This is a genomic window from Massilia sp. SYSU DXS3249 (assembly GCF_053668055.1).
The window spans coordinates 209,596-235,012 of the sequence record NZ_JBSIPX010000001.1 but is presented as its reverse complement, the minus strand read 5'-3'; the positions used below and the strand labels follow the sequence as shown (position 1 = coordinate 235,012).

Here is a 25,417-nt window from a genome sequence, read left to right as displayed (position 1 = left end):
GTAACTCTGCCGACTGCCAAACGATTCTAGCGGCCCGGCGATTAAATGATCCCGATCCTGTCCACGCAGGCGACGCTCGCGCCTTTGCGCCTCAACCGATCCGCGAAACCGGCCGGCAGCCCGGTTTCCCATGCCCGCGGCAGCAGCACGCGGTCGCCCGCCTGCGCCTCGCGTTCGATCAGTGCGCACTTCGGGCCCAAGCCTTCGACCGCCTCCACCTGGCCCGCATGCCAGGCCGTTGAACAGCCGCTGGCGATGATGCGCCCGCGCGGGATGAATTCGCGGCCGCGCGCGATGCGGTCGGCCAGGACCAGGGCCAGCTCGTAGGAATTGCCGTGGAAGCCGTCGACGCCGAAGCGCACCGTCGTGCGCCAGCGCGAGCCGGCCTGGCCGTCGAAATGGCGCGCCCCCGCCAGCGCCTGGCGCAGCGCCGCCTGGCGCGCGCCGTCGAGGCCGGGGGCGGCAACCATGTCCTCATCGTCACTGGCATCCAGCGGAAAGACGCTGACTTCGACCCAGCCGAGACTGTCGTGGACACCGCCGCTGTGCAACGGGAACCAGGCGCGCGCGCTGGCCACCGAGGCCGCCACGTCGGGCTGGCCCGCCAATGCGCCGAGGTGGTGCAGATGGCCCGGGCCGCCCAGCAGCGTGCCGGCGGGCGCCGCGCGCAGGTCGTGGCCTTCGATCCGGCCACGCTCCCAGGCACCCGACCAGCCGTTGGCGACCAGGCCCGCGCGCGCCGGCAGCACGCCGCGCACCATGCGGTCGGCCAGCACCACGGCCAGTTCCCAGTCGCGCTCCTGCGGGCCCGGCGCCCGGTCCAGGCTGATCACGACCTGGTCGCGGCTGTCGTGGCGCGCCTCGGTGTGGCGCGCCAGCCGTGCCACCTGCGCCATGCGCGCAGCCAGAGCGGGGATGCCGGGCGCGCTGCATTTGACCTCGGCGCGCCCGTCGCGCGCGCGCCGCGTGGCCGTGACCGTCACGCTGCTGCCGTCCGCGAGCAGGCTGCACACGGTCACGGTGTCCGGGCGCTTCGCGTTCATGCCTCGTCTCCCGGTGGCGCCACCTGCTTGCGTCCGTCCATCGCCTGTTCGAGGTTGGCGACGATGCGCTCAGCTTCGTCCAGCAGGGCCGCCAGCACCCCGTCGTCCCCCTCGTCCGCGCATTCGAGGCGGGCCAGCAGGGCCCAGGCCTCGTCCAGCGCCGCCTGCGCGCGCAGGCTGTGGCGTGCGCGCCGCGCTTGCTGGCCTGCGCCCAGCGGCTGTCCGGGCGCCGCCAGCGCCAGGGCCGGCATGGTGCCCGCCGCGAGGCTGAGCAGGTCGAGCCGGGCCAGCAGCTCCTGCTGGCGGCGGAACAATCCTTGCCCGTGCGGCAGCGCGGCCAGGCGCACGCGGCACATCAGGCAGGGCAGTTCGAGGAAGAGGCGGCGCAGCGCGCGCGCGTCCGCCGTCGCCGGATCGAAGGCGGCCGGCAGGCTTTCCGGCTGTGCCGCAACCTGGACTTCCGGTACTGCCTCCACCCGCGCCCGCAGTTCGCGCGCGTAGTCGCGCGTACCGGCCAGGTCGACCGGCACGCAATCGTCGATGGTGACGCCGAAGCGCGTGTACATCAGCTGGTTGAAGCCGCCACGGAAGGCGTTCCACTCGTCGAGCGTGGTACAGGGCGGCAGCTCCAGGTTGCCCTGCGCCAGCTCGCGCTGCAGGGCCGCTTCCATCTGCGCGGCGAAACCGGCCAGGCTCAGTTCAGCGGCGCCTTCGCTGGCAAGGTAGAGGTCGAAGCGCTGCTGGGTCACACGCGGGTCCGGGCTGTCGACGGCGAAGTGCACGCGCAGGCCGATCTCGGGCGCGGCTGCGAAGGGCAGCAGGTCGCAGCCGTAGGGTCCCGGATGGAAGCACCAGGCCAGGTCGCCGCCGGCCAGCACCATGCGCCCGCCCGCACTCACCCGGCGCGTGTGGCCGGCGCCGTCGACGACCACGCCGAAGGTCCCGGCGGGCAGCAGGCAGCCGGCGCCGATCGGGCGCGCGAGGACCTGCGTCCCGAGCCCGTCGGGGTCGAAGGGCGGCGCGCCCGCGATGCGCCTGAACAGCTCGAGCATCATGGCGTGGGGCGCACCGTGAAGCGCGCGCCGTGGCGCTGGAAGTGCGCCGCAGGAGCCTCAGCGAAGGGCCACGCCGCTTCGCATTCGCCGTCGAGGTCGAGCCGGCCCGCCAGCACCTCGGTTCCCGCACCATCGAGCACAGTCACGGACGCGGTCACGCGCAGCAGGCGCGCCGCGAACGGGGCCTGCGGCAGCAATTGCAGGATCACCCGGCGTGCCGCGCCCGCGCCCAAGAAATGCAGGCGCCAGTAGCCGTCGTCGGTGGCGAGGGCCTCCAGCGGCCCTCCACTGTCGGCCGCGCGCAGCATGCCGGCGCTGCCGGTCCAGGCATCGTTGGCGGCCGCGCGCCGCTCGAGCGCCAGCGTGCGCAGGCGGCGCGCCGTCAGCGGCGACGCCTGCAGGGCCGCGCGCTCGCCGGCCGTCAGGGGACGGCTGCCGTCCAGGGCCGCCAGCAGCACGCCGTCGGCCAGCACCAGGCGGTCGCCCTCCACGCGCCGCGCCAGCAGCAGGCTTTCCTGCAGCTTGCGGTCGATATCGCTCGTCCTAGTCACTTTATCCTCCCATTCGTGGTGCTGCATAAAGCCGCGCTTTGCAGCTTGACGATGGCGGCGTCGCGCCGCTTGCGCAGCGTCGGCAGCGAGACCGCGTCCAGCGCCGCCAGCTGCGCCATCGTTGGCAAGGCATTGGTAGCCGGGTCGCGCCAGGCGTCCGGATAGCTGTCGTCGACGCCGCCGAGCAGCTTCAAATAGACCGCCAGGCGCACCGGCAGCGATTCGGCCGCCAGCAGCCGCGCGCTCCAGCTGCCCGCATCCTCGGCCGCGCGCGCCACTCCCATAAAGCCGGGGGGAAGTGAAACCGACTGGGCCCGCACAGTGTCGAGCGGGTCGTCTTCCGCCACCGGGGCCGGGGACGCGTCCTCGCCGGGTTCGAATGCGTCCAGCGCGTCCTCGGCCGCTTCCAGGATCTGGTCCGGCCCTGGCGTACTGGTCCCTTCAGACTCGTCCAGCACGCGCCAGTAGTCTTCCAGCCAGGCGCCGGCCGCCTCGCGCTCGTGCAGCCAGTCGCCGTCGCGGTTGCTCGACAGGGCTTCGTATTCGCCGATCTCGGCCAGCATCTCGCCGATCCTGACCGGATTGTCCTTCAGGCTGTCGAAGCGCTTCGAGCGCGTGTGCAAGGGACCGGGCGAGCCGGCGAAGCGCTCGAGGGTCGCGCTCCAGCGCAGGATCCACTCGGGGCGGCAATCGGCGATGGAGCGCAGCTGGCGCACCTCGATCGGCAGCGCGTCCCCGAACGGGCGGCCGAGGATGGCCGCGACCTGCGCAGCGTGCTCGCGCCAGCCGGCGAACAGGCGCGCGATCTCGCCGTAGGCCGTGTCGAGCATGCGGTAGGCATAGATGCGGTTCGCGCTGCACGGGCGGCCGCAGGCGGCCCGGTAGTTGTCGGCGTCGACCTTGTCGCGCAGGACGGCGAACATGTCGTTCACCTTCTTGCGCAGCAGCGCTTCGCCGCCCGGCCGGCGCCAGAAACCGGGCGCACGCGTGTGCTCGTTGGCCAGCGCGGTGCGGAAGGCCTCCCAGTCGCCGGGCCGCGCTGCCAGTTCATAGACGAGCGTCAGGGCCAGTTCGCCGGTGGAGTCGCCATAGCTGTTGCCCGGCGCCTGGGCGCGCGCACTGCGGATTGCCGCGTGCAGCGCCTCGGCCAGGGCGTCGACGTACAGCGCCAGCGCATCCTCGCACGGCACCGGCTCGAGCAGCGTCGATGGCTCGCAGCGGCCAAACACGGCCAGCGAGCAGCTGCCCAGCAGCTTGCGCACCCCTTCCCATCCAGGTTCCTGATACCGGGTTCCCGGCAGTCGCATACCTTCCTCTTCGATGTGCTGGCATATCCGCTGGATAACGGATTTTGTAAATCATGCCACACAAACTCAGGAGTAAGGCGCGCAGAAGAAGCCCGGTCGGCCTTCAATTCCGCCTTTTGGTTTCGTTCAACAACATCGAGCGCAGCAGGCTGGCGACCACCGGCGCCGCGTGCTCGCCGCCGGTCGCTTCCGAACGGCTGACAAACGCCGCAAACGCGACCCGCCGCGTCAAGCCGGGGATGCTGCCCGGCTCCAGCCAGCCGGTGAACCAGACCGTGGCCTGGCCGTCCGGCCCGCTGGGCGCGGTGCCGGTCTTGCCGTACAGGCCGCCGCGCAGCCCGTCGAACTCGGGCGCGCGGAAGGCGCTGGCCGCCGTGCCGTGAATGACGACGCCCTTCAGGCCGGCGCGCACGCGGTCGAGTCGTACGCCCAGCGGCGCGCCGGGCCGGTGCTTCGCCTCGCGCCCATCCAGGGAAAGCAGCAGGCGCGGCGCGATCGCCCGGCCTTCTCCGACCGCGCCGGCCACCATCGCCATGTGCAGCGGCGTGGCCTGCATGCGCAGGCCGATCGCCATCTGGCGCAATTCGTGGCGCGCGCCGATCGGGTCGATCCCGGCGCGGCTGGCCTGCAGGGCGTCCCAATGGCGCCAGTCGTAAACGGCCGGCAGCAGGCCGCCGTCGAGGGCCAGCGGCTGTTCGAAGCCGAGGCGGCGCGCCATGTCGGCGATCGGGCGCACCCCGGCCAGCGCTTCCGGGTCGAGCGCGCGCAGGCTGGGCGCCCCGCCCGCCGGCTTGCCGAACAGGCTGGCGTCGCCCAGTTCCGCAGCCCAGGCGAACCAGGTGTTGAGGCTGTAGGCAAGCGCCTGTTCCAGTCCCAGCTTGCCGTCCTGCACGCGGCGTTCGAGGGTGCCGTCGCGGAAATTGGTGATGCGCGTGCCCTTGCCCGTGGCCGGATAGGTGGCGGCGTCGCTGCGGAATGCCCAGCCGCCTTCGCGCGCCAGCGCATCGATCCTGGCGAGCGGCAGGCCGTCCAGCAGCGCGTCGAGTTGCGGATCGCGCCGGGCCGCCAGTTCCAGCCCGAGGGCGCTGACGATCTTGAAGGTCGAGCCGGGGCTGCGTTCGGATCCGCCGTCGTGCTGCAGCGCCGCCTGGCGCAGCGCGCTGCGCGCCGGGTCGACGCGGTCGAAGTCGCGCAGCTCGCTCCAGGGCGTGGCGGGCGACACCCCGCCTCCCGCACCGGCGGCGGCGAGGATGTCGCCGCTGCCGGTATCGAGCAGCAGCAAGCCCGCCTGGCGCGCGGCAGGCGGGGCCGTGCCGCCATGGCAGCGGGCGCCATCCCAGCTGCCGCGGCGCAGGCCCGCGCAGTCCAGCGCGCCCTGGGCGGCCGCCTGCAGACCGAGGTCGAGGCTCAGGCGCGCCGCATGCGGGCGCCCATCCGGCGCCGGCAGCCGCGCCAGCATGCCGGCGATGCTGTTCGCATGCCCGGGGTGCAGCCCCAGCAGCGAGGCCAGGCCCGCCGCCTGCGCGGGCGGCGTGGCGCTGCCGGCCTGCCACAGCGGCCTGCCCGCGCGGTCGGCCAGCATCACCGGCGCGGAAGCCATCGACGCCCTGCCCTGGCCGGGGGCCAGCGGCTGCCAGGCCAGGCGTCCGTCCTGCAGGCGCAGGTGGCGCCAGGCTGCGTCGCCGGCGCCCCCCATCGCCGCCAGGTCGAGCGGCTCGGCCTCGACGATGATGCGGCGGCTGCCCGCCAGCGGCGCCAGCACCAGTTCGGCGACGTCGTCGGCTTTCGAGCAGGCGCGCCCGCCGCAGGCCGGCCCTACGTGTGCCAGCTGCGCGCCCTCGACGGCGCGCACCCGCCCCGCCAGCAGCAGGGCGACGCGTTCGTGTCCGGTGGCCGGCTGCGGCAGCGCCAGCGTCAGCCGCGCAGGGCTGTCGGCGGCGGGCCAGTCGCCCACCCGCCGCCAGGGCGCCCAGCCTTCGGGCAGGCGCTCGAACAGGCGCGAGGCGGCCAGTGGCATCGGGGCATCGGCGGCGAGCGCGACGCCGCCCGCCTGCGCCTGCCAGGCGCCAGCCGTACCGGGACGCACGCGCCAGGCCAGCAAGCGCCGCTCGGCATTGAAGATCCTGACCTGCTCGCGCACATAGGCGCCGTCGGCCCGGCCGTGCAGGCGCTCGAGCAGGCGGCGCGCGGCGTCGTCCAGCACGACGCCGTCCCAGGCGCGCAGGTCGGCCGAGCGCAAGGAGGCGCCGGCCGCGCGCCAGTGCGCGAGGTCGCGCGGGGCCAGTTCGATCATGCCGCCCGGCGTCGTGCGCACCAGCCCGCGCGCCAGCAGGCTGTCGAACAGGGCGCCGTCCTCCAGCCGCGCCGGCGCCTCGTTCGGCACCCGGTACTCGCCCGGCGCCAGCGTCGCGCTGCGGACAGGGCCGCGTTCCGGGAAAGCGCTGACCAGCGCGGCCGCAGCCGGCCCGGGCGCGGCCTGGTAGCGCGTCAGCACCAGTTCGCCCGCCCCGGGACAGGCGGCGCCGGCGCGGCGCACGACGCGCAGCGCGTCCTCCCCTCCCCAGACCAGCCAGCCGCCACGGCCCAGCACGGCCTGCCCGCGCTCGCCGCGCAGGATGGCGCCGGCGCCGGCCTCGCCCACCCAGCGCGCCTGGCCCTGCCAGGCCAGCTGCAGGGATCCGCCCGGCGCGACGCGGCCGGTGATGTCGACCCGCGGCATCGCCGCGCCGGCCAGCACCACGTTCCTCAGCGTGACGGGACTGGCGCTGCCCTCGTTGCGCGCCGCCCAGCGCGCCACGTCGGCGAAGCGGTAGCCGATCCGCAGCGGCGCCAGGCGCCCGTCCGTGCCCGCCAGCGCCTGCTCGCACAGGTCGATGACGACGGGCTGCCCGGCGCGCATGCCGGACAGGATCAGCAGCGCCCCGCCCGGCTGCGCCGCCAGCACGACGCCGGGCTGGGCCGGCACGCTGAAGGCGAGGCCAGGGAGCGCGGCCTGGAAGGCGTCGAGCGAACGCACGGCGCCGCCGGCGGCCAGGGCCCGGCTGGAAGCGGCGGCCGCGAGCGCGCGCGCATGGCTGGCGATGACGATGGCGCCGATGAGCAGCAGCGCGCAGGCCGCGGCGCCCAGCCAGAAACCGGGGTCGGCGCGGAAGGGCCTGGCCTGCGCTCCTGGCATCCGCGCGCTCGGGGCACGCGCACCGGCGCGCAGGTTGCGCGTGCGCCGCCACGCCCTGCGCTGCGCGTCCAGCCCTGCGAAAAACGTGGCGATCATGCTCCCATCCTTTCCCTCTGCCGGCCCCGGCCGTCCAGGCCTGCCTAGCGGGGGGATGGAGAAAGCATGCAGATACCGTCGGGTTAAGCTGCATTAGGCACCGTTTTGTGCAGGTCATCCCGCTTTTCATGCGGCTTGTCGCAATCCGGTGGCCTGGCGCGGGCGCCTTGGCTACAGTGCACACATCGACCAACCACCCGCAAGGAGAAACACCGTGAACATCGCCAAGCACATGGAAGCCGTTTTCGTCGTTGCCCTCGCAGCAGCCGGTTCGGCAAGCTACTTTACCGACGCCGTGCCGCAAGCCCACGCCAGCCCGGCCGTCATCCTGGATTCGAGTATCGCCACCGAAACCAAAATGGCCGTCGTCGTGGTGAAAGCCAAGCGCCTGAGCCCCGCCGAACAAGAGACCATCGTGCTGGCGGAGCGTCGCACCGGCGGGAGCCGCATTTGATTGCCCGTCGAGGCCGGGCCGCGCCCTGACGCGGCCCGCCTTGTTCCCTCTCGACGTCCCGCCACGTTTCCCCCCTCCCCGCATTCCCCCGCTGTTGCAACACAGTTCCTGCAATCTGTTTCAGATGTAAGCACATGCGTCAAACGCCCCATTGCGCCCAAGCGATTGATACTATGAATCATCCGCTTTGGATTATGGAGAACGAACATGAAACGCAGCCTCTCTCTCGCAGCCCTGATCGCCCTCGGCGCCGCCGCTTATGCGCCTCTGCCGTCGATGGCGCAAACCGATGTCCAGCTGTATATCGGCTCGGCGCCGCCGCCACCGATGTACGAACGCGCACCGGCCGTCCGCCGCGGCTACGTGTGGTCGCCAGGCTACTGGGAGTGGACCGGCCGCCGTCACCACTGGATCCCGGGCAGCTACATCGTCGAGCGTCCTGGTTATGTGTATGCCCCGCCGGCCTGGCGCGAACGCGGCGGCCGCTGGTACATGCAGCAGGGCGGCTGGTCTCCATACCGCGGCGACCGCCACTATGCCCGCCATGACGGCTACCAGCGCGAGGTCTATTACGACCGCCACGGCCGCCCGCAGGAATACCGTGGCCGCGACCGCGACCGCGACGGCATTCCGGACCGGATCGAGCGCCATGGCGGCGACACCGACCGCGACGGCATCCCGAATGCCCGCGACCGCGACCGCGACAACGACGGCGTGCCGAACCGCTACGACCACGACCGCGACGGCGACGGCCGCCGCAACAGCCGCGACAGCAGCCCGGACAATCCGTACCGCCGTTGATGGATGGATGAATGAAAAAGCGCCTCGAAAGAGGCGCTTTTTTTATTTCAACGCAGCCTGGGCAGCTCCGGGCGCCGGCGCGCCCTTCAGGTGCCGGTCGAGGAAGGCGAGGATCTTCGCGCTGGCCTCCGCCTGGTTCTTCTTCTTCGAGAAACCGTGCCCCTCGTCGCCGAACACGATGTACTCGACTTCGACCCCGTTCTTTTTCACCGCTTCGACCACTTCGTCGCTTTCCGGCTTGATCACGCGCGGGTCGTTCGCGCCCTGGATCACCATCAGCGGCTTGCGGATGTGCGAGGCATGGAACAGCGGGGAGGTCGCGACCAGGAAGTCCCTGTCCTTGACCGGGTCGCCGATCTCGTCGTACAGGGCCTTGCGCTGCGACTCCCAGTACGGCGGGATGCTCTCGAGCGTGCGCACCCAGTTGCTGACCCCGAAGATGTCGATGCCGACCTTGAACGCTTCCGGCCGGAAGGCCATCGCCGCCAGCGTCATGTAGCCGCCGTAGCTGCCGCCCATGATGCCGATGCGCTCGGGGTCGACCCAGCCCAGGCTGGCCAGCCAGGTCTTCGCCTCGACGCAGTCCCACAGCGGCTCGCGCCCGTGCTTGCGGTCGTCCGCCGTGAAGAAGGTCTTGCCGTAGCCCGAGCTGCCGCGGTTGTTAATGCCCAGCACCGCATAGCCGTGGTTGACCAGGTACTGCACCTGGGCGCTATAGCCGCGCATCGTCTGCCCGCCGGGGCCGCCGTGGACCAGCACCACGGCCGGCACCTTGTTCGTGTTCGAGGCGCCCTTCGGCTTGTAGAAGATCGACGGGATCACGGTGCCGTCGAAGGATTTAAAACGCACCACCTCGGCTTCGACCAGGTCGTCCGGGTCGATGTCCTTGCTCAAGCTGCGCGTGAGCTGGGTCGTCTTCCTGCTGCGCAGGTCGTGCACATACAGGTTGTTCGGCGAGCGGTCGCCGTTGACATAGAAGGCGACCAGGTTGCCGCTCGGGGAGAAGGTGGTCTGGCGGATTTCGCCGGCCAGCTTCGGCATCGGCACCGGCTTCCCGCCCGCGCTCTCCACGACGCGCACGCGGATGCTGCCGTCCTCGTTGACATAGCTGATGCGGTGGCGGCCGTTGCGCGAATAGGTGGTGCCGACCAGGTCCCATTCGGCCCGTTCGACGTCGGTCACCGCGCCGGTCGCCAGGTCGTAGGCGCGCACGCGCATGAATTCGCCGCCGTCGTTGGTGGTGAACAGCAGGCGCTTCGATTCCGGGTCGAAGGCCTCGGCGCTGTAGCTGGCGGTCTCCTTGTGCGGCGACAGGTGCTTCGTCTGGCCGGTGGCGATCTCGTACAGGTAGATGTCGCTGTCGGCCGTGGTGTTCGGCTTGCCGAGCGCCAGCCAGCGGCCGTCGCGGCTGATGCTCTGCACGGTGCGGCCGGTCTCGTTCTTGTAGACCAGCGTGCGCGCATAGGTCTTCGCGTCGTAGCGGTACAGGTCGAAGAATTTCGGGTCGCGCTCGTTGGTGGCCACGTAGAAGGCATTGCCGTCGGGCTGCCAGCCGGCGAAGGAGGCCTTCAGCTTGTCGCCCGGCGTCAGGTCGCGCTCGCTGCCGTCGAGTTCGCGCACGAACAGGTGGTTCTGCTCGTTGCCGCCTTTGTCGCGCGTGAACAGGATGCGGTCGTCGTTGTAGAAGAAGCCGACCGCATAGGTGCTGTCCGTGGTCGACGCCGTCAGCGCGCGCGGCGTGCCGCCGGTGACCGGCAGCACATAGGCGTTAAAGATGCCGGAAGCATTGCTGGAAAACAGGATCTGCTTTTCATCGCGGCTGAAGGAGGCGCCGGTGACCGAGGTGGTCGCCATGAACTGCTCGATGGTGTAGCGCTTGGGCAGCTTCTGGGCTGCTTTCGCGCTGGGCGCCGGGGCGGCGGCATGGGATGGGAAAGCAGCGGCCAGGCAGATGGCCAGTGCGGAAAGACGGACAACATGGTTGAAACGCATGAATTCTCCCGTTCTGATGACGATGCGCCGCAAGCGGTGCGGGCATGGCGTATTGACGCCGCACAAGTGTTGCAAGAACCACATCCAGTGTCAATGCGAAAGAATCCGGTTATGCTGGCGGGATGACCGAACTCGAGCGCCTGCAATCCGCCGCCAACCGCACCGAACTGGCCGCCGGCCGCAGGCTCGCCCTGCGCGCCGGGCTGGCGCAGGGAATGACGCAGGAAGCAGCGCTGCGCCTGGTGCTGGAAGCGAGTGCCGGCGCCGCCGGCTTGCCTGCGCTGCTGGCCGAACGCGAGGCCCTGCGCCGCGCCGAGGCGGCCCGCACAGTGCAGCGGGCGGAAGCACGCGCGCAGGCGGCAGCCGTGCGCGCCGCCCGCCGGCTGGGTACCTCCACCGCCTGGCGCGCCTGGTTCGACGGTTCGGCGCGGCCCAACCCCGGACGCTGCGGCATCGGCGGCCTGCTGCGCGGCCCGGCCGGCGAACTGGTCGAGCTGTCCCGCGCGGCCGGCTTCGGCAACAGCAGCGAGGCCGAATACCTGGCGTTGATCGCAGTGCTCGAGGCGGCGCTCGCGCAGGGCGCCTTCCCCCTGACCGTCTACGGCGACAGCCAGGTCGTCATCGACGACGTCAACGGCCCGGCCGCCCAGGGCGCGCCGGTGCTGGGCCCCTATCGCGCGCGGGTGCACGCCTTGCTCGCCGCCATGCCGGCCGTCACCCTGCGCTGGGTGCCGCGCCACCGCAACCTGGAAGCGGACGCCCTCTCGCAGCGCGCCAGCGACCTGCCGGCGAGCGATGTCGATGCCTTGAGCCTGCTCTAAGCGACAGTTGCCCGGCGCAAGCGACCGAAAAATGACTGTCGGAAATCTTTACAAGCAGCATTAACGCCGACAGCTCAGCAGAAGCAAGCCATTGATTCTGCATAAAATTTTACTGCTGGCATGGAGCGTGCTTTGTACGTACGCATACCTACAACGCCAGGAACAGTCCAACATGAAAAACCTCAAACAACTCGCTTGCAGCGTAGCGCTGGCCCTCGCCACCATGGGCAGCGCCCAGGCCTCGGTCCTGATGACCGACTGGGTCTTCAACCCGAACGGCGGCGGCTTCGAGAAAGGCCAGCTGGTCGGCGAATACCTGGACACCAACGGCAAGGCCTTTATCGAGCTGAGCGCCTATGGTGAGAACTCGTTCACCTTCACCGAGCACGCCGTGTTCAACCTGTTGCAGGCCGACAGCAACGGCTCGACCTTCTCGTCGGCCTTCCCGGGCGGGAACATCACTGCGACCCTCGAGGCCAGCGGCCGCGGCAATTTCAGCGGCGCCTTCCGTTTCGAAGAGGGCACGATCCGCATGTACCAGAACCCGGTCAAGGGCCAGTACGCCTCGAAGAACGGCATCTATGGCGCCAACCTGGGCAACCTGATCGCCGAATTCAACGTCCTGGTCGGTGGCGGCGGCAGGGTCGACGCCAACGGCAGCCCGCTGAACAACGGGCAGGTTACCGTCCATGCGGCGGCTGCGGCCGGCAAGCTGGCCGCCGGATACTTCTTCAACAAGGATGGCGTCGACCTGTCGACCCAGCCGACCTTCGCGTTCGCCTTCACCAATGCGAATACCCTGAGCAACCCAAACTCGCCGGCGACCCCGAACCTGGTCAAGGAAGTGGCCTGCGAGTTCGCAGGTTTCACGGGCGTGGGCTGCAGCGGCACCACCCGCTACAGGAACGTGAACGGCAAGCACTTCTTCATCAACGCTAACGGCCAGTTCAAGCTGGCCGAAGTGCCGGAGCCGGGTTCGGTCGCGCTGTTCGGCATCGCCCTGGCCGGCATCGGCGCCCTGCGCCGCCGCCCGCGCAAGGCCTGATCGGGGAATAAAAAAACCAAAAAAGGCCCGGCGGGATGCAGATCCCGCCGGGCCTTTTTTATCCTTCTACTTTTTTAAAACTTCAGTTCCAGCGTCGCACGCACCGACGGTCCTGCCGGGAAGCTGAAGTTGCGCACCACCAGGCCGCGGCCCGGCTCGAGGTAGCTCTGGCGGTTCACGAAGTCGTCGCCCAGGATGTTCGACATGGCCACGCGCAGCTGCTGTTTCGGCGTGAACTTGTAGAGCGCGAAGGCTTCGAGGTCGCGCCGGCCCTTCAGGAAGGAAGTCTGGCGTTCGGAGACGCGGATCGTGGCGTCCTGGCGCCAGGCCATGCTGGAGCCGAGCTGGAGGTTGCCCTTCTTGTAGTCGATGCCGAGGTTGCCCGACAGCGGCGCCTGGCCATCGAGGCGGTTGTCCGGACCCGGCACGCCGTCCACTTCCGACCAGTTGGCGCTGACGCTGGCACGCAGCTCGATCGCCGGCGCGTCCTTCATGATCGCCTTCAGCGGGAACTTGGTTTCCAGTTCCAGCCCGCGCGTGATGGCCTGGCCCGCATTCATCGGCATCGCGACCCAGCGCGCGCCATCGAAAGTGACCAGGTGGCGGGTGTAGTCGTCGATGCGGCGCATCGAGGCGCTGATCGACACCAGCGCGCCTTCGGCCCAGAAATGCTCGTAGGAGGCGTCGAAGCCCAGCGCCAGTTCCGGCTTCAGGGCCGGGTTGCCCGAGAAGTCAGGATCGGTCGAGCGGTTGTCGATCGAGGTCTGGCGGCGCGCCAGCAGCTGCTGCATGTTCGGCGCCTTGTAGGTGCGGGTGACGGCGAAGCGCACCTGGTCGCCCTTGGTTTCCGGGATCTTCCACAAGGTCTGCGCCACCGGACTCCAGACGTTCGAGCTGGAGCGGGCATCGGGGAAGGTGTTGCCGGTGGCGCGGGTGCGGATGCCTTCCCAGCGCGCGCCCAGATAGACCGACCAGCGCGGGGTCAGGTTCCATTCGTCCTGGGCATAGGCGGCAAAGCGCGTCACTTTGGCGTCGAACTGCTCGCCGCCGTTGAACAGCACCGGGAAGACGAAGCGCCCGGCTTCGGTCTCGGTGCGCACGTCTTCGCGCAGTCCCCAGCCGCCGTCCCAGCCCATGGCCAGCGCGTGGCCGTTGCCCAGCGTCTTGCTGTACTTGCCGGTGGTGGTGGCGCCCAGCTCGTCGGCTTCGAGCACGATGTCGGTGTCGAGTGCGCGCGGGGCGCCGGCCGGGGTCGAGCGGCGCTGGACCGTCGTGTTCTGGCCCCAGACCGCGCTGCCCTTGACGTCGAGCCTGGCGCCGTCGGCCATCTTGTGCACCCAGTTCAGTTCCGTGCGCACGACGTCGTTGTCCGAACGGGTGGACGAATCGGCCAGCGGGTATGGTGCGGGCGCGCCCAGGGTGGTGACCGTCGTCTCGCGGTTCTGGTTGCGGAAGCGCGCCACGTTCACGAAGGTCTGCGAGGTCACCGTGTCGCCGTTCGCCAGCGTCCAGTTCAGGCGCGGGGCCAGGTTGAACAGGTTCAGGCGGCCCTTCTCGTCGCCGACCGTCTCGCGGTACAGGACCTGGCGGCCCTCCGCGTCGTAGACCGTCTCGTCGCTCGGCGGCCGGCGTGCGAACTGTTCGTACATGGCGCTGCCGGCGATCGCATACGACATCTTGCCCAGCTTGTCGGAGAGCTGGAAGTTGGCCGTCGGGCCGGAGAAGCCGCCGCCGTCGCGCGCGCCGATCTTGAATTCGCGCTGGCCGGTACGGATGGCCTTCTTCAGCACGATGTTGATGGTGCCGGCTACCGACTGCGTCGAGAACTCGGCGCTGGCGGCGCGCAGCACTTCGATGCGCTCGATGACGTCGGGCGAAATCGAATCGATCGAGAAGCCGGCCGGCGCGCGTTCGCCGTTGATCAGCACCTGCGTGTAGCCGGCGCCCAGGCCGCGCATGCGGATCTCGCCGCCGCGCCCGTTCGGGCTGCTGACGGTGATGCCGGGCACGCGCTTGAGCACGTCGGCCACGCTGGTGTCGCCGTACTTGGCGATTTCTTCCTGGTTGACGACGATCTTGGTCGCGGTGTCGTCGCGGCGCGGGTCGTAGCCCTCGGCGGTGCCGCGCACTTCGACCGTCTGCATTTTCTGCTCGGGTGCGGACGCTTGCGGCGCCTTGGGCGCTTGCGGCTGAGTTTGGGCGGCGCTGGTGTTCGTTGGCGTTTCCTGCGCATGCAGGGGGAAGGCGGCGGCCAGCAGTGCGGCCAGCAGCGTCAGGCGAATCGAGGATGGGATATACATATCAGAGAGACAATTTTATGAGATCGTATTGTCCGCGAGATTCTCCGGTTTGGGTTGCCCGAGGGAATATATTTTCGATATGCATGTTGGACGGACGCCACCATGCGCCAGCCTGCCCGCGGCGGACGATGCGCTACACTGCGCTTCGCCGCCCGCGCAAACAGTTATATGCACAGGCACGGCTGTTATTTATAATTCGCCATCACCACAAGTAATAAGGGCTGCCATCGTGTCCGACCGCTTCAAAGTATTGCCGCAATATGTCCTGCCCAAGCAGGCCTTGACCTCGTTCGCCGGGCGCGTGGCCGGCCATCGGGGCGGCAGGATGACGACCCGCCTGATCCGCTGGTTCGTCGCCAAGTACGGCGTCAACATGGACGAGGCGGCCAACCCGGACATCGCCAGCTACCCGAGCTTCAACGAATTCTTCACCCGCCCATTGCGCGACGGCGTGCGTCCGCTGGCGCAGGCGGACTTCGTCTGTCCGGTCGACGGCGCGATCAGCCAGTTCGGCGCGATCGACGACCACCACATCCTGCAGGCCAAGGGCCACAAGTTCACGACGACCCAGCTGGTCGGCGGCGACGCCTCGCTCGCTGCCCACTTCCAGCACGGCAGCTTCGCCAACCTCTACCTGAGCCCGAAGGACTACCACCGCCTGCACATGCCCTGCGACGGCCGCCTGACGCGCATGATCTACGTGCCGGGCGCCCTGTTCTCGGTGAACCCGACCACGGCGCGGGGCGTGCCCGGCCTGTTCGCCCGCAACGAGCGTGTCGTATGCGTATTCGAGTCCGAGGAATTCGGCACCTTCGTCATGGTGCTGGTCGGCGCCACCATCGTCGGCAGCATGGCAACCCCGTGGCACGGCGTGGTCAACCCGCAGCGCCTGGGGCGCCTGAGCGAATGGACCTACGACACCACGCCGGTCGTGCTGAAAAAAGGCGAGGAGATGGGACGCTTCCTGCTGGGGTCGACGGTCGTCATGCTGTTCAAGGAAGAGACGATCGAGTTCAACAAGGAATGGGCGCCGGAGCGCAAGGTGCGCCTGGGCGAAATGATGGGCAACCGGCCCCTCTGATGGCGCTTGCGGCAGCGCGCTGCATGATCCCTGCGTCGCGGCGCCTTGCCGCCTGCGCGTGCTTCATGCTGGCTGCCGCGGCGCCGTGGCAGGCCTGCGCGACGCCCCCGCCGCCGCCCAAGCCTTGCGTTCCCCTTCCCGCCAGCGTGTCCATCGACGCGCTGCGGGCCATCATCACGGGCGACGGCGATTATTACCGGAAAAACTGCGCGGCGACCGACCTGGCGGCGCGCGGCGCCCCGGCCCTCGCCGTCGCCCTCGGCCTGCTCGACAGCCGCGATGCCGACACCGTGCACCTCGGTTTCGCCGTGCTGGCCCGGATGGGGCCCCCGGCCAGAACCGCGATCCCGCTCCTGATTGCCAGAAGTGCCGATCCGGCCCACCGTTATGCCGCGTTCGACGCGTTGGGCCAATTGGGGAAATACGATCCCGAACGTGTCGTTCCACACCTGGCAGCGATGATGGAACGCCCGTACGACCCGGACATGTCGCTCGACGCTCCCCTGGCGCTCGAAGCCTTGCGCGAGATCGGCGCGCCGGCACGGACCGCATTGCCGGCCATCCGGGCTTCGCTCGAACGGGCGCGGGCGGAAGGCACGCTCATGCATGTCGTGGCGGCGGAACGCGCGCTCGCCGCGCTGACGCCGCCGCCGGCTGCCGGCCGGAAGTAAGCGGCTATACCGCAGCCCTTAGACGGCGTCCTTGCCCTCCCCGCCGAATACTTCTTCCATCATGTCGAGGAAAGCCCGGGTCTTGGCCGGCATCAGGCGCCGTCCCGGGAACACCGCCCATCCCGTCGCCGTCGGCATGTCCCACTCCGGCAGGACCCGCACCAGCTCTCCCTTCTTCACCAGCGGCAGCGCGAACAGTTCGGAACTGGCCGCGATCCCCGCGCCGCTGCAGGCGATCCGCGCCAGCAGGTCGGGCGAGTTGGCCGTCAGGCGCGCCGGGAGCGCGCGCTCCCAGCGCACCTTGCCGCGCGTGAGCACCCAGGGCAGCGCGCCGCCGCTGCGGCTCAAGAGGCACAGCACGTCGTGCCCCAGCAGGTCGTCCGGATGCTCGGGCAGCCCGCGCACGGCCGTGTAGCATGGCGAGGCATACAGGCCGAAGCGCTGCAGCGTGACGCGGCGCGCGGCGAGCGAGCTGTCGTCCGGCAGGTCGCCCATGCGGATCGCGATGTCGAAGCTCTCCGCCACCAGGTCGACCCGGCGCGGCGACAGGTCCAGCTCCACGTTCACCGCCGGATAGCGCTCGAGGAAGCGCCCGATCATGGCGCTCATGCCGAGGTTCGCGAAATCGGCCGGCAGCGAGATGCGCAGGCGTCCGCTGGGCTCGCCCTGGCGGTGCTGCGCCAATGCGCCGGCGGCTTCGGACTCTTCCAGCACGCGGCGCGCATGCTCCAGCAGGCTGGCGCCGAACTCGGTCACCACGAGTTTCCGGGTGGTGCGCTGCAGGAGGCGCTCGCCGAGGCGGGACTCCAGCAGCGCGATGCGCCGCGAGACGGTGGACTTCGGCTGGTTCACGCGTTCCGCGGCGCGGCTGAAACTGCCCGCTTCCACGATGCGCGCGAACAGCAGCAGGTCGTTCGGTTCGACTTCCATGGGATTGTTCCACTGGCTGAATAATGTTATCCATTCTAGCGTCTTCCGCTACGTTTTTGGAATGGCTACACTGGCCTCCATTGAAACACCAACCATTCAACGAGGAAGCCACCATGAACATTCTGCAAATCACCTCCAGCCTGCGCGGCGCCGAATCCGAATCGACCCGTGTCGCGGGCAGCATCGTCGCCAAGCTGGTCGCCGCCAACCCGGGCGCCCAGGTCGCCACCCGCGACCTGGCACGCGATCCGCACCCGATGCTCGACGAAGCGGCCCTCGGCGCCCTGTTCACCCCGGCCGGCCAGCGCAACTCCGAGCAGGCCGCGCGCGTGGCCCTCGACGACGCCCTGATCGCCCAGGTGCAGGCGGCCGACGTGGTCGTGATCGGCGCGCCGATGTACAACTTCGGCATCCCGGTGCAGCTGAAGAACTGGTTCGACGCGATTGCCCGTGCCGGCGTCACTTTCCGCTATACCGAGAGCGGCCCTGAAGGCCTGCTGAAGAACAAGAAGGTGTTCGTGGCCACCGCCCGCGGCGGCATCTACCCGGTCGAAGCCGACCCGCAAGTGCCCTTCGTGCGCATGCTGCTGAACTTCCTGGGCATGAGCGACCACACCTTCGTCTACTCGGCGGCGCAGTCGATGGGTCCGGAAGCATCCGCCAAGGGCCGCCAGGAAGCCGACGACGCCATCGCCGCCGCACTGGCCTGAGCTGATTCCGATCGGGCGTTCCCGCGCCCGGCATCCAGGAGAACATCATGACTGAAGCACTCATCGAACACACCGTCACCAGGGGCCGCGGCGTCGAGCGCCTGATCGCCGGCCAGTTCGTCATGGACGGCGCCGGCGTGAAGATCAACCGCGTGCTGACCGGACCGCTGCAGCGCCGCCTCGATCCCTTCCTGATGCTCGACGCCTTCGGCAGCGACAAGGCGGGCGACTACATCGCCGGCTTCCCGGAGCACCCGCACCGCGGCTTCGAGACCGTCACCTACATGCTGTCCGGGAGCATGCGCCACCGCGACAGCGCCGGCAACGAAGGTCTTGTCACCGACGGTGGTGTGCAGTGGATGACGGCCGGGCGCGGCGTGGTCCACGCCGAGATGCCCGCGCAGACCGAGGGGCTGATGGAAGGCTTCCAGCTGTGGCTCAACCTGCCGGCGAAGGACAAGATGCGCGCGCCCTGGTACCGCGACATCCCGAACGCCGAGGTGCCGCGCTTCACCCTCGACAACGGCGTCACCGTGCAGGTGATCGCGGGCGCCAGCCATGGCGTGGCGGGCGCGGTGCAGCGCGAGGTCACCGAGCCGCTCTACCTCGACGTCGAACTGCCGGAGGGCGCCGTTTTCGAGCAGCCGCTGCCGGAGGGACACAATGCGTTCATCTATGTGTTCCGCGGCGAGGCGGTGGTGGCCGGACGCGGCGTGGCGCAGGCGCGCATGGCGATCCTCGACAACGCGCCGGGCGCCGACGGCGTCGTCATCAAGGCGTCGCAGCCGACCCGCCTGCTGCTGCTCGCCGGAAGGCCACTGAAGGAGCCAATCGCGCAGTACGGTCCGTTCGTGATGAATACCCAGGCCGAACTGCAGCAGGCAGTGGAAGATTTCCGGGCGGGGCGCTTCGGCGAGTAAAACAGCTTTCCCCGCGGCTGGGCGGTCGATGGATCGCCCGCCGCGCTTGCGTTACACTCCCGGCATGCGCACTTCCCGCCCTCTTCCATGCCTTTGATGCCCATCGTGCTCGACCTGCTCTCGCGTGCCAGCCATGCGCTCGGCTTCGAGACCATCGACCGTTTCCCCTCCCATCACCCGTATGCGCGCACGCGCTGGGACCGGGCCTACTTCGACATCGCCTCCGACCTGAAGCCCGAGGCCATCGAACGCAGCCTGTGCGCATCGATCGCCAACACGCCTTCGGTGTTCGCCCACATCGTCAACCCCACGCCGGCCATGCAGCGCACGCTCCTGGGCCTGATCGACACCCGCCTGCGCCGCTCCTGCGGGGCGCCGACCGACCTGGTCGCGCTGCTGGTCGAAGCCTACCGCAGCCCCTACACGCTGGAAGCGCGGCCCGGCCTGCGCGCGGCCATCGAGGCGACCCAGGGACAGGACATGCGCGAGCGCGTGCATGCGACGCTCGCCTTCCTCGGCGCGATGCCGGCCGCATTCGACGTCATCGACATCATCGAGTAAGAGGACTGAACACCGGCGTCGCCAGGTTGCTCGGCACCCAGCGCTCGCGCAGCGCCATGAAGGGCGTCTCGACGACCCGGTACAGCAGCCACCCGGACAGCACGCTGAGCGCCAGCAAGGCGACGATGGCCACCCCCGACTGCGGGCCGTAACCCAGTTTGGCGAGCCACTGCGCGCCGACCGAGCTCGCGCCGCGGTGCGCCAGGTAGATCGCGTAGGACCAGAGGGCGAGGCTGCCGGCGCCGGGCACACGCAGGTCGCGCAGCAGCGAGCGTTCTGAGAGCGCCGCCAAAATCAGCAGGCCGAAGCCGAGCGCCAGCAGCGGGTAGCCGAACACGGTCGACGCGAAGCTGTAGCGGTCGGCCAGCAGCATCCAGAAGGTGCAGGCCGTGACCACCGTCCCGGCCGCCAGCCAGCGGTTGCCGTGCTGCGCCAGGCGCGTCCACAGGCCGGGATACCGGTTCTTCAGCAATGCCAGCGCCACTCCGGCCACCAGTTCGTCCAGCCTGCAGAAGCTCGAGTAATAGATGAGCTTGTAATAGAACCAGGTCCCATACTTCTGGCCGTCGACGTGTTCCAGCCAGAGCTGGGTCCGCAGCAGCATGCCGCCTGCCACCACCAGCGCGATCGCGATCCAGGCGGCGGGAATGCGCAGGCGCAGGGCCGCGCCCAACATGGCCAGCGCCGGCAGCAGCAGGTAGAACTGCTCCTCGATCGCCAGCGACCAGCTGTGCGAGAAGGCCGTGCCCGGCTCCAGGCCCAGGTTTTGAGTGAAGCTCAGGTAGCGCCACAGTGGCGCGAGCGGCGCCCCCTCGCGGAAGGCCGGCCACAGGAAATAGATCGCGAGGATGACGAAGTAGTTCGGCAGCGTGCGCAGCAGGCGGCGCGCGTAGAAATTCTTCATCGACAGGCCGGCGCTGCTGCGCATGGCGGCGAAGATCTGGTTGCCGATCAGGTAGCCCGACAGCGCGAAGAACAGGTCGACCCCGACCCAGCCGATGCGCCCGACCCAGCCGAAGGTGTGGTCGTCGTTCGAGACGAACAGCGTGTAATGGTGCAGCACCACGAGGGTGACGGCGAGCGCACGCAAGGTATCGAGGCCGTGCAGGCGCGGGCTGCGGGAAGTGCTCATCGGAAGGCAGGAGAAAAGGACTGCCGGATCATGCCACGCCCACTCCACATCGGCCAGGGTTTCCCGATAAAATGGCAGCACCGATATTTCCCTGGATCACTACGCATGAGCTCCGCACCTAACCTGCAATTCAAATTCGTCAACTATACCGGCATGGGGGAAGGTCCGAGCGTGATCATCATGGGTGCGACCCATGGCAACGAAATCTGCGGTACCGAGGCGATCCGGCGCGTCATGGCCGAGCTCGACAGCGGCGCGCTGCGCATCGCGACCGGCAGCGTCACTTTTGTGCCGATCGTCAATCCCCTCGCCTACGCAAAGAACGAGCGCAACGGCGACCGCAACCTGAACCGCAACCTGTTCCCGAAGGACGATCCGCAGGATTTCGAGGACCGCATCGCCAACTGGCTGTGCCCGCTGCTGGCCCAGCACGACGTGCTGCTCGACCTGCACTCCTTCAATGCCGCCCACGGCGAGCCCTTCGTGATGGTCGGCCCTGTCAACAACGACGGCCCGCTGGAGGCTTTCCGGCATGCGGAGAAAGAACGCGCGCTGGCACGCCGCCTCGGCGTGCGCCGCTTCGTGACGGGCTGGATGGCGGCCTACGGCGGCGGCGTGCAGCGCCGTACACGCAACACCGGCGGCAATGCGGCGGAACTGGAAACGGTGCTGCGCTACGGCGTCGGCACTACCGAATACATGCGCACCACCGGCGGCTATGCGCTGACGCTCGAATGCGGCCAGCACGTCGACCCGCAGGCGCCCGAGGTGGCCTACCGCGCCATCATGAACACCCTGGCCTTTTTGAAACTGATCGATGCGCCCGAGCCGGAGCCGGTGCCTTTCGAGGAGATGGAAGCGCTGCAGATGGTGGTGGTGCACGACAAGCAGGACGCCGGCGACGCCTTCATCAAGCCCTGGGCCAGTTTCGACCCGGTCAGCGAGGGCGAGCAGATCGGCACGCGGGCCGACGGCACGCCGGTCGTGGCCGAGTTCTCGGGCCGTATCCTGTTCCCGGACGCAAAGGCCGGCGCCAACTCGGAGTGGTATTACCTGACCCGCCCGAATCCGCAGTTCGGGCGCGATTGAGGATTGCAGCGTATTGCAGCAGCTTAACGGGGCGCCGACGCGAATGAACACGACTAACATGGGCTCTCACGTGCACCACGGCTTCCCCGACGTTTCGCCCTTCCATGCCCTGCTCAACGGCATCGACTGGAGCGCCTCCCCCTTGGGGCCCGTGGCTTCCTGGCCGATGTCGCTGCGCGCGAATACCAACCTGATGCTCGACGCCATGGTGCCGATGTCAATCGTCTGGGGCCCGGAGCGCATCCTGCTCTACAACGAGGCCTATACCCAGTTCCTGGGCGAGAAGCACCCGGCTGCGCTGGGCCGGCCGCTGGACCGCGTCTGGCCCGAGATCTGGGACGAGATCGGCCCGCTGGTCGACCGCGCGCGCGCCGGCGAAGCCTTCCACCTGGAAGACGTGCCGCTGCCGATCGCGCGCAAGGGCACGCCCGAGCCGGCCTGGTTCACCTTCTTCTACTCCCCGCTGCGCGGCGACGACGGCCAGCTCGCCGGCATGTGCAGCACCGTGGTCGAAACCACCAGCCGGGTGCTCGCCGAACAGCACGTGCACCAGCTGAACCGCACCCTGGAGGAGCGCGTCGCGACCGGCACCGCCGACCTGCGGCGCAGCCAGTCGCACTTGCAGACGCTGTTCGAGCAGACGGCGGCGGGCGTTGCGGAAATCACCCTGGACGGGCGCATCCTGCGCGCCAACCGGACCTTCTGCCGCATCGTTGGCCGCTCGCCCGAGGAGGTCGCGGGCATGCGGCTGGAAGACCTGATCCACCCGGAAGACCTGCCGGACAACCTGGAACTGCTGGGCCGCATGCTCGCCAACGGCGAGCCTTTCGAGGTCGAGAACCGCTACCTGCGCCCGGACGGCAGCGTGGTCTGGGTCGCCAAGATCGTGGCGCCGGTCGTCGAGCCGGGGGCGAGTATGCCATCGAGCGTCATCGCCAACGTGGTCGACATCAGCCGCCGCAAGGAAGCCGAGATACAGCTGCGCGCGAACGCCGAGCGCCTGCGCCTCGCGCTCGACGCCGCCAAGCTCGGGATCTGGAGCTGGGACGTGGCCGACGAGAACCCGGTGTGGGAAAACGACCGCCTGTACGAGATGGTAGGCCTGGTACGTGGCAGCGCCCCGGTCGACACCGTGCGCCTGCTGGCCGAATTGATCCATCCGGACGACATCGCGTCCTACCAGATCGCGATGGCGCACACGCTGGCGACGGGAGAACCCTTCCGCTTCGAGGGCCGCTTCCACCGCGTGTCCGACCGCGCGCTGCGCTGGTTCGAGTACACCGGCGCGCTGCACCGCGACGAAGACGGCCGCCCGCTGCGCATGGTCGGCACCACCGCCGACGTCACCGAGCGCCGCGAAGTGCAAGAGCGGCTGCAGATGCGCGAGGAGCGCTACCGCACCCTCCTGACTTCGATCGACGAAGCCTTCTGCGTCATCGAACTGGTGTTCGACGCCGGCGGCGCCGTGGTCGACCACCGCTTCCTGGAAACCAACCCGGCCTTCGAGCGGCATACGGGCCTGGCCGACGTCGTCGGCAAGACCGTGCGCGAGGTGGCGCCGGACGTGCAGCCGCTCTGGAACGAGCTCTATGCGCGGGTGGCCGCGAGCGGCGAAGCGCTGCGCGTCGTCCAGCACGAAGCGGCGCTCGGGCGCTGGCTCGACGTGTTCGTCGCCCCGGCCGACGCGAATGCCGGCAACCGGGTCGCGGTCGTCTTCCGCGACATCACCGAGCAGCGCCGCGCCGACGAAGACCTGCGCGCGCTGGCGGCCGACCTGGCCCAGGCCAACCGGCGCCAGAACGAATTCCTGGCCACCCTCGCCCACGAGCTGCGCAATCCGCTGGCGCCGATCAAGACCGGCCTCGACCTGATGCGCATCGGCCCCGACAATCCGGCGGCGCTGGCCAAGGTGCGCGGCATGATGGAGCGCCAGGTGAACCACCTGATCCACCTGGTCAACGACCTGCTCGACCTGGCGCGCGTGCAGAGCGGCAAGGTCGAGCTGAAAAAGACGCGCGTCGCGCTGCAGGACATCGTCGCCAACGCGGTCGAGACGGCGCTGCCGCTGATCGAAGGCAAGCGGCATGCGTTCGACGTGCAGCTGCCCGAGACCCCGCTCGTGCTCGACGCCGACGCCAACCGGCTGGCCCAGGTCATCGGCAACCTGTTGACGAACGCGGCGAAGTACACGCCGCTGGAGGGCAGGATCACGCTGGCGGCGCAGCAGGAAGGCGACGCGGTGCGCATCGACGTGCGCGACAACGGCATCGGCCTGCCGCCGGACGCCCTGCCGACGCTGTTCGAGATGTTCAACCAGGGCCGCCACGGCATGGACTACGCCCAGGGCGGGCTGGGCATCGGCCTGAACCTGGTCCGGCGCCTGACCGAGAAGCACGGCGGCAGCGTCAGCGCCGCCAGCGAGGGAGCGAACCGCGGCAGCACCTTCACGCTGCGCCTGCCGCTGGCGGACGTGCAGGAAGCTGCTGCGCCCGCGGCGCCGGCCGCCGCGACGGCAGGCGCGCGCCGCCCGCTGCGGATCCTGGTCGCCGACGACAACCACGACGCCGCCGAGCTGCTGGCCCAGCTGCTGCTGTCGCAGGGACACGCCGTACGCACCGTCCACGACGGCAGCGCCGCCCTGCTCGCGGCCGAGGCGCAGGCGCCGGACCTGGCCCTGCTCGACATCGGCATGCCCGGCATGACCGGTTACGAAGTGGCGATCGCCATGCGCCGCCTGCCGGCCCTGCGCCACACGGTGCTGGCGGCGGTCACGGGCTGGGGCGCGCAGCACGACCGGGAACGGGCGCGCGAGGCCGGCTTCGACCATCACCTGACCAAGCCGGTCGACTTCCAGCGCCTGGAGCGGCTGCTGGCGGAGGTGGGGGAAATGCGTGGAACAATGAGGGAGTCAGCGAGCGGAACCGCCGGCTAGGACGGGTCGTAGCGGGGAGGCGAACGGCGTGGCCGTTGTACGCGCCGCGGTTCTGGTGGATAATTCGCAGCATGAACGATACCGCAACCCTCCCCCCGCTCCCAGACCGGCTCTCGATCGACCCGAGCAGCCCTTTCCATAACCGCGACGTCTTCCAGCACGAAGTCGGCATCCGCTTCAACGACAAGGATCGCCACGACGTCGAAGAGTATTGCCTCAGCGAAGGCTGGATCAAGGTCGCCGCCGGCAAGACGCTCGACCGCAAGGGCAAGCCGATGCTCATCAAGCTCAAGGGCAAGGTCGAAGCCTTCTACCGTTAAACGGCTGCGGCGCGCATGCGCACCGCTTCCTTGCGAGTGATACACGGCGCCCTGGTGGCGCCTTTTTCTTACACGGCGCCTCAGGCTGGCGTCAGCAGTTTCAACCCCGCAATCCCGAGCGCGATCAGGCCGATCGAACCGATGCGCAGCGCACCGGCCGGTTCGTTCAGCATCAGCATCCCGAAGGCGGCCGTGCCGATGGTGCCGATGCCGGTCCAGACCGCATAGGCCGTGCCCAGCGGCAGGTGGCGCAGGGCCAGCCCCAGCATGCCGACGCTGCCCGCCATCGTCGTCAGGGTGAACACCGACGGCCACAGGCGCGTAAAGCCCTCCGTGTACTTCAGGCCGACCGCCCACGCCACTTCCAGCAGCCCCGCCACCAACAGGAAAAACCAGCTCATCTCGTCCTTTCGCGGGCCCTGCCCGTTCTT

General features: G+C 69.4%; 22 protein-coding genes. 12 read left to right on the top strand and 10 right to left on the bottom strand.

The features are described from left to right. Nucleotides 1-41: 41 nt before the first annotated feature. The 5 genes from ACWCIA_RS01060 to ACWCIA_RS01040 form a co-directional block, all read right to left on the bottom strand. Nucleotides 42-1,043, bottom strand: coding sequence for a hypothetical protein (locus tag ACWCIA_RS01060; RefSeq protein WP_454160124.1), 1,002 nt, complete (start codon nucleotides 1,041-1,043; stop codon nucleotides 42-44). Next, complete coding sequence (locus ACWCIA_RS01055; protein ID WP_454160122.1) at nucleotides 1,040-2,098, bottom strand: hypothetical protein; 1,059 nt, start codon at nucleotides 2,096-2,098, stop codon at nucleotides 1,040-1,042. The genes ACWCIA_RS01060 and ACWCIA_RS01055 overlap by 4 nt, the downstream gene beginning before the upstream one ends. Then, nucleotides 2,095-2,649 (bottom strand): hypothetical protein, encoded by a 555-nt coding sequence (locus ACWCIA_RS01050; RefSeq protein WP_454160121.1) that lies wholly within the window; start codon nucleotides 2,647-2,649, stop codon nucleotides 2,095-2,097. The genes ACWCIA_RS01055 and ACWCIA_RS01050 overlap by 4 nt, the downstream gene beginning before the upstream one ends. Next, nucleotides 2,646-3,956, bottom strand: a complete 1,311-nt coding sequence (locus ACWCIA_RS01045; RefSeq protein WP_454160119.1) for a hypothetical protein — start codon at nucleotides 3,954-3,956, stop codon at nucleotides 2,646-2,648. Before ACWCIA_RS01045 ends, ACWCIA_RS01050 begins: the two co-directional genes overlap by 4 nt. 103 nt (nucleotides 3,957-4,059) lie before the next feature. Continuing rightward, nucleotides 4,060-7,227 carry a penicillin-binding transpeptidase domain-containing protein gene (locus ACWCIA_RS01040; RefSeq protein ID WP_454160118.1) on the bottom strand — a complete coding sequence of 1,056 codons (3,168 nt, stop codon included), beginning with the start codon at nucleotides 7,225-7,227 and terminating at the stop codon, nucleotides 4,060-4,062. 214 nt (nucleotides 7,228-7,441) lie between these two features. Between ACWCIA_RS01040 and ACWCIA_RS01035 the strand changes: the two genes are divergently transcribed. Beyond that, nucleotides 7,442-7,681 carry a hypothetical protein gene (locus tag ACWCIA_RS01035; protein WP_454160116.1) on the top strand — a complete coding sequence of 80 codons (240 nt, stop codon included), beginning with the start codon at nucleotides 7,442-7,444 and terminating at the stop codon, nucleotides 7,679-7,681. A 207-nt stretch (nucleotides 7,682-7,888) separates the two neighbouring features. Further along, complete coding sequence (locus ACWCIA_RS01030; RefSeq protein WP_454160115.1) at nucleotides 7,889-8,482, top strand: YXWGXW repeat-containing protein; 594 nt, start codon at nucleotides 7,889-7,891, stop codon at nucleotides 8,480-8,482. A gap of 42 nt (nucleotides 8,483-8,524) precedes the next feature. Here ACWCIA_RS01030 and ACWCIA_RS01025 read toward each other — a convergent pair whose 3' ends face one another. Next, the gene (locus ACWCIA_RS01025; RefSeq protein WP_454160113.1) at nucleotides 8,525-10,474 is read right to left on the bottom strand and encodes a prolyl oligopeptidase family serine peptidase; all 1,950 of its coding nucleotides are present in this window, start codon (nucleotides 10,472-10,474) and stop codon (nucleotides 8,525-8,527) included. Between the two features lie 122 nt (nucleotides 10,475-10,596). Here ACWCIA_RS01025 and ACWCIA_RS01020 point away from each other — a divergent pair, with 122 nt between their 5' ends. Further along, on the top strand, nucleotides 10,597-11,295 hold the full coding sequence (locus ACWCIA_RS01020; protein ID WP_454160112.1) for a ribonuclease HI family protein: 699 nt from the start codon (nucleotides 10,597-10,599) through the stop codon (nucleotides 11,293-11,295). Between the two features lie 172 nt (nucleotides 11,296-11,467). Beyond that, nucleotides 11,468-12,340, top strand: a complete 873-nt coding sequence (gene pepA / locus ACWCIA_RS01015) for a flocculation-associated PEP-CTERM protein PepA (protein WP_454160111.1) — start codon at nucleotides 11,468-11,470, stop codon at nucleotides 12,338-12,340. 74 nt (nucleotides 12,341-12,414) lie between these two features. Here the strand turns inward: pepA and ACWCIA_RS01010 are convergent, their stop codons facing one another. Continuing rightward, entirely contained in the window at nucleotides 12,415-14,640 is a 2,226-nt protein-coding gene (locus ACWCIA_RS01010) for a TonB-dependent receptor plug domain-containing protein (protein ID WP_454160109.1), read from the bottom strand. A gap of 229 nt (nucleotides 14,641-14,869) precedes the next feature. On the opposite strand from ACWCIA_RS01010, the gene asd reads away from it, so the two are divergent. Then, entirely contained in the window at nucleotides 14,870-15,721 is an 852-nt protein-coding gene (gene asd / locus ACWCIA_RS01005; RefSeq protein ID WP_454160107.1) for an archaetidylserine decarboxylase, read from the top strand. Further along, nucleotides 15,721-16,392, top strand: coding sequence for a hypothetical protein (locus tag ACWCIA_RS01000; protein ID WP_454160105.1), 672 nt, complete (start codon nucleotides 15,721-15,723; stop codon nucleotides 16,390-16,392). Before asd ends, ACWCIA_RS01000 begins: the two co-directional genes overlap by 1 nt. An 18-nt stretch (nucleotides 16,393-16,410) precedes the next feature. Here the strand turns inward: ACWCIA_RS01000 and ACWCIA_RS00995 are convergent, their stop codons facing one another. Beyond that, nucleotides 16,411-17,322: a LysR substrate-binding domain-containing protein gene (locus ACWCIA_RS00995; protein ID WP_454160103.1), complete on the bottom strand. Its 912-nt coding sequence runs from the start codon at nucleotides 17,320-17,322 to the stop codon at nucleotides 16,411-16,413. 113 nt (nucleotides 17,323-17,435) lie between these two features. On the opposite strand from ACWCIA_RS00995, the gene ACWCIA_RS00990 reads away from it, so the two are divergent. The 3 genes from ACWCIA_RS00990 (at nucleotide 17,436) to ACWCIA_RS00980 (ending at nucleotide 19,513) form a co-directional block, all read left to right on the top strand. Continuing rightward, on the top strand, nucleotides 17,436-18,032 hold the full coding sequence (locus ACWCIA_RS00990) for an FMN-dependent NADH-azoreductase (protein ID WP_454160101.1): 597 nt from the start codon (nucleotides 17,436-17,438) through the stop codon (nucleotides 18,030-18,032). Nucleotides 18,033-18,079: 47 nt separating this feature from the next. Beyond that, nucleotides 18,080-18,952: a pirin family protein gene (locus tag ACWCIA_RS00985; protein ID WP_454160099.1), complete on the top strand. Its 873-nt coding sequence runs from the start codon at nucleotides 18,080-18,082 to the stop codon at nucleotides 18,950-18,952. Between the two features lie 87 nt (nucleotides 18,953-19,039). Next, entirely contained in the window at nucleotides 19,040-19,513 is a 474-nt protein-coding gene (locus tag ACWCIA_RS00980) for a hypothetical protein (protein WP_454160097.1), read from the top strand. Here the strand turns inward: ACWCIA_RS00980 and ACWCIA_RS00975 are convergent. Continuing rightward, a complete protein-coding gene (locus tag ACWCIA_RS00975) occupies nucleotides 19,503-20,645 on the bottom strand; it encodes an acyltransferase family protein (RefSeq protein WP_454160095.1) in 1,143 nt (380 codons plus the stop codon). The two genes, ACWCIA_RS00980 and ACWCIA_RS00975, sit on opposite strands and share 11 nt — an antisense overlap. Nucleotides 20,646-20,750: 105 nt before the next feature. On the opposite strand from ACWCIA_RS00975, the gene ACWCIA_RS00970 reads away from it, so the two are divergent. From ACWCIA_RS00970 to ACWCIA_RS00960, 3 genes are all read left to right on the top strand, one after another. Continuing rightward, the gene (locus tag ACWCIA_RS00970) at nucleotides 20,751-21,734 is read left to right on the top strand and encodes a succinylglutamate desuccinylase (protein WP_454160094.1); all 984 of its coding nucleotides are present in this window, start codon (nucleotides 20,751-20,753) and stop codon (nucleotides 21,732-21,734) included. Between the two features lie 43 nt (nucleotides 21,735-21,777). Further along, nucleotides 21,778-24,666 (top strand): PAS domain S-box protein, encoded by a 2,889-nt coding sequence (locus ACWCIA_RS00965; RefSeq protein WP_454160093.1) that lies wholly within the window; start codon nucleotides 21,778-21,780, stop codon nucleotides 24,664-24,666. 71 nt (nucleotides 24,667-24,737) lie between these two features. After that, entirely contained in the window at nucleotides 24,738-24,986 is a 249-nt protein-coding gene (locus tag ACWCIA_RS00960; RefSeq protein WP_379744899.1) for a DUF3297 family protein, read from the top strand. A gap of 80 nt (nucleotides 24,987-25,066) precedes the next feature. Here ACWCIA_RS00960 and sugE read toward each other — a convergent pair whose 3' ends face one another. Continuing rightward, nucleotides 25,067-25,387, bottom strand: a complete 321-nt coding sequence (gene sugE, locus ACWCIA_RS00955) for a quaternary ammonium compound efflux SMR transporter SugE (protein WP_454160091.1) — start codon at nucleotides 25,385-25,387, stop codon at nucleotides 25,067-25,069. Nucleotides 25,388-25,417 lie beyond the last annotated feature (30 nt).

What these genes read in the sequence shown, in the direction of transcription:
- ACWCIA_RS01060 (WP_454160124.1), bottom strand. Translation starts at nt 1,043, where the DNA reads ATGAACGCGAAGCGCCCGGACACCGTGACCGTGTGCAGCCTGCTCGCG.
- ACWCIA_RS01055 (WP_454160122.1), bottom strand. Translation starts at nt 2,098, where the DNA reads ATGATGCTCGAGCTGTTCAGGCGCATCGCGGGCGCGCCGCCCTTCGAC.
- ACWCIA_RS01045 (WP_454160119.1), bottom strand. Translation starts at nt 3,956, where the DNA reads ATGCGACTGCCGGGAACCCGGTATCAGGAACCTGGATGGGAAGGGGTG.
- ACWCIA_RS01040 (WP_454160118.1), bottom strand. Translation starts at nt 7,227, where the DNA reads ATGATCGCCACGTTTTTCGCAGGGCTGGACGCGCAGCGCAGGGCGTGG.
- ACWCIA_RS01030 (WP_454160115.1), top strand. Translation starts at nt 7,889, where the DNA reads ATGAAACGCAGCCTCTCTCTCGCAGCCCTGATCGCCCTCGGCGCCGCC.
- ACWCIA_RS01025 (WP_454160113.1), bottom strand. Translation starts at nt 10,474, where the DNA reads ATGCGTTTCAACCATGTTGTCCGTCTTTCCGCACTGGCCATCTGCCTG.
- ACWCIA_RS01020 (WP_454160112.1), top strand. Translation starts at nt 10,597, where the DNA reads ATGACCGAACTCGAGCGCCTGCAATCCGCCGCCAACCGCACCGAACTG.
- pepA (WP_454160111.1), top strand. Translation starts at nt 11,468, where the DNA reads ATGAAAAACCTCAAACAACTCGCTTGCAGCGTAGCGCTGGCCCTCGCC.
- ACWCIA_RS01010 (WP_454160109.1), bottom strand. Translation starts at nt 14,640, where the DNA reads ATGTATATCCCATCCTCGATTCGCCTGACGCTGCTGGCCGCACTGCTG.
- ACWCIA_RS01000 (WP_454160105.1), top strand. Translation starts at nt 15,721, where the DNA reads ATGGCGCTTGCGGCAGCGCGCTGCATGATCCCTGCGTCGCGGCGCCTT.
- ACWCIA_RS00995 (WP_454160103.1), bottom strand. Translation starts at nt 17,322, where the DNA reads ATGGAAGTCGAACCGAACGACCTGCTGCTGTTCGCGCGCATCGTGGAA.
- ACWCIA_RS00990 (WP_454160101.1), top strand. Translation starts at nt 17,436, where the DNA reads ATGAACATTCTGCAAATCACCTCCAGCCTGCGCGGCGCCGAATCCGAA.
- ACWCIA_RS00985 (WP_454160099.1), top strand. Translation starts at nt 18,080, where the DNA reads ATGACTGAAGCACTCATCGAACACACCGTCACCAGGGGCCGCGGCGTC.
- ACWCIA_RS00980 (WP_454160097.1), top strand. Translation starts at nt 19,040, where the DNA reads ATGCCTTTGATGCCCATCGTGCTCGACCTGCTCTCGCGTGCCAGCCAT.
- ACWCIA_RS00975 (WP_454160095.1), bottom strand. Translation starts at nt 20,645, where the DNA reads ATGAGCACTTCCCGCAGCCCGCGCCTGCACGGCCTCGATACCTTGCGT.
- ACWCIA_RS00970 (WP_454160094.1), top strand. Translation starts at nt 20,751, where the DNA reads ATGAGCTCCGCACCTAACCTGCAATTCAAATTCGTCAACTATACCGGC.
- ACWCIA_RS00965 (WP_454160093.1), top strand. Translation starts at nt 21,778, where the DNA reads ATGAACACGACTAACATGGGCTCTCACGTGCACCACGGCTTCCCCGAC.
- ACWCIA_RS00960 (WP_379744899.1), top strand. Translation starts at nt 24,738, where the DNA reads ATGAACGATACCGCAACCCTCCCCCCGCTCCCAGACCGGCTCTCGATC.
- sugE (WP_454160091.1), bottom strand. Translation starts at nt 25,387, where the DNA reads ATGAGCTGGTTTTTCCTGTTGGTGGCGGGGCTGCTGGAAGTGGCGTGG.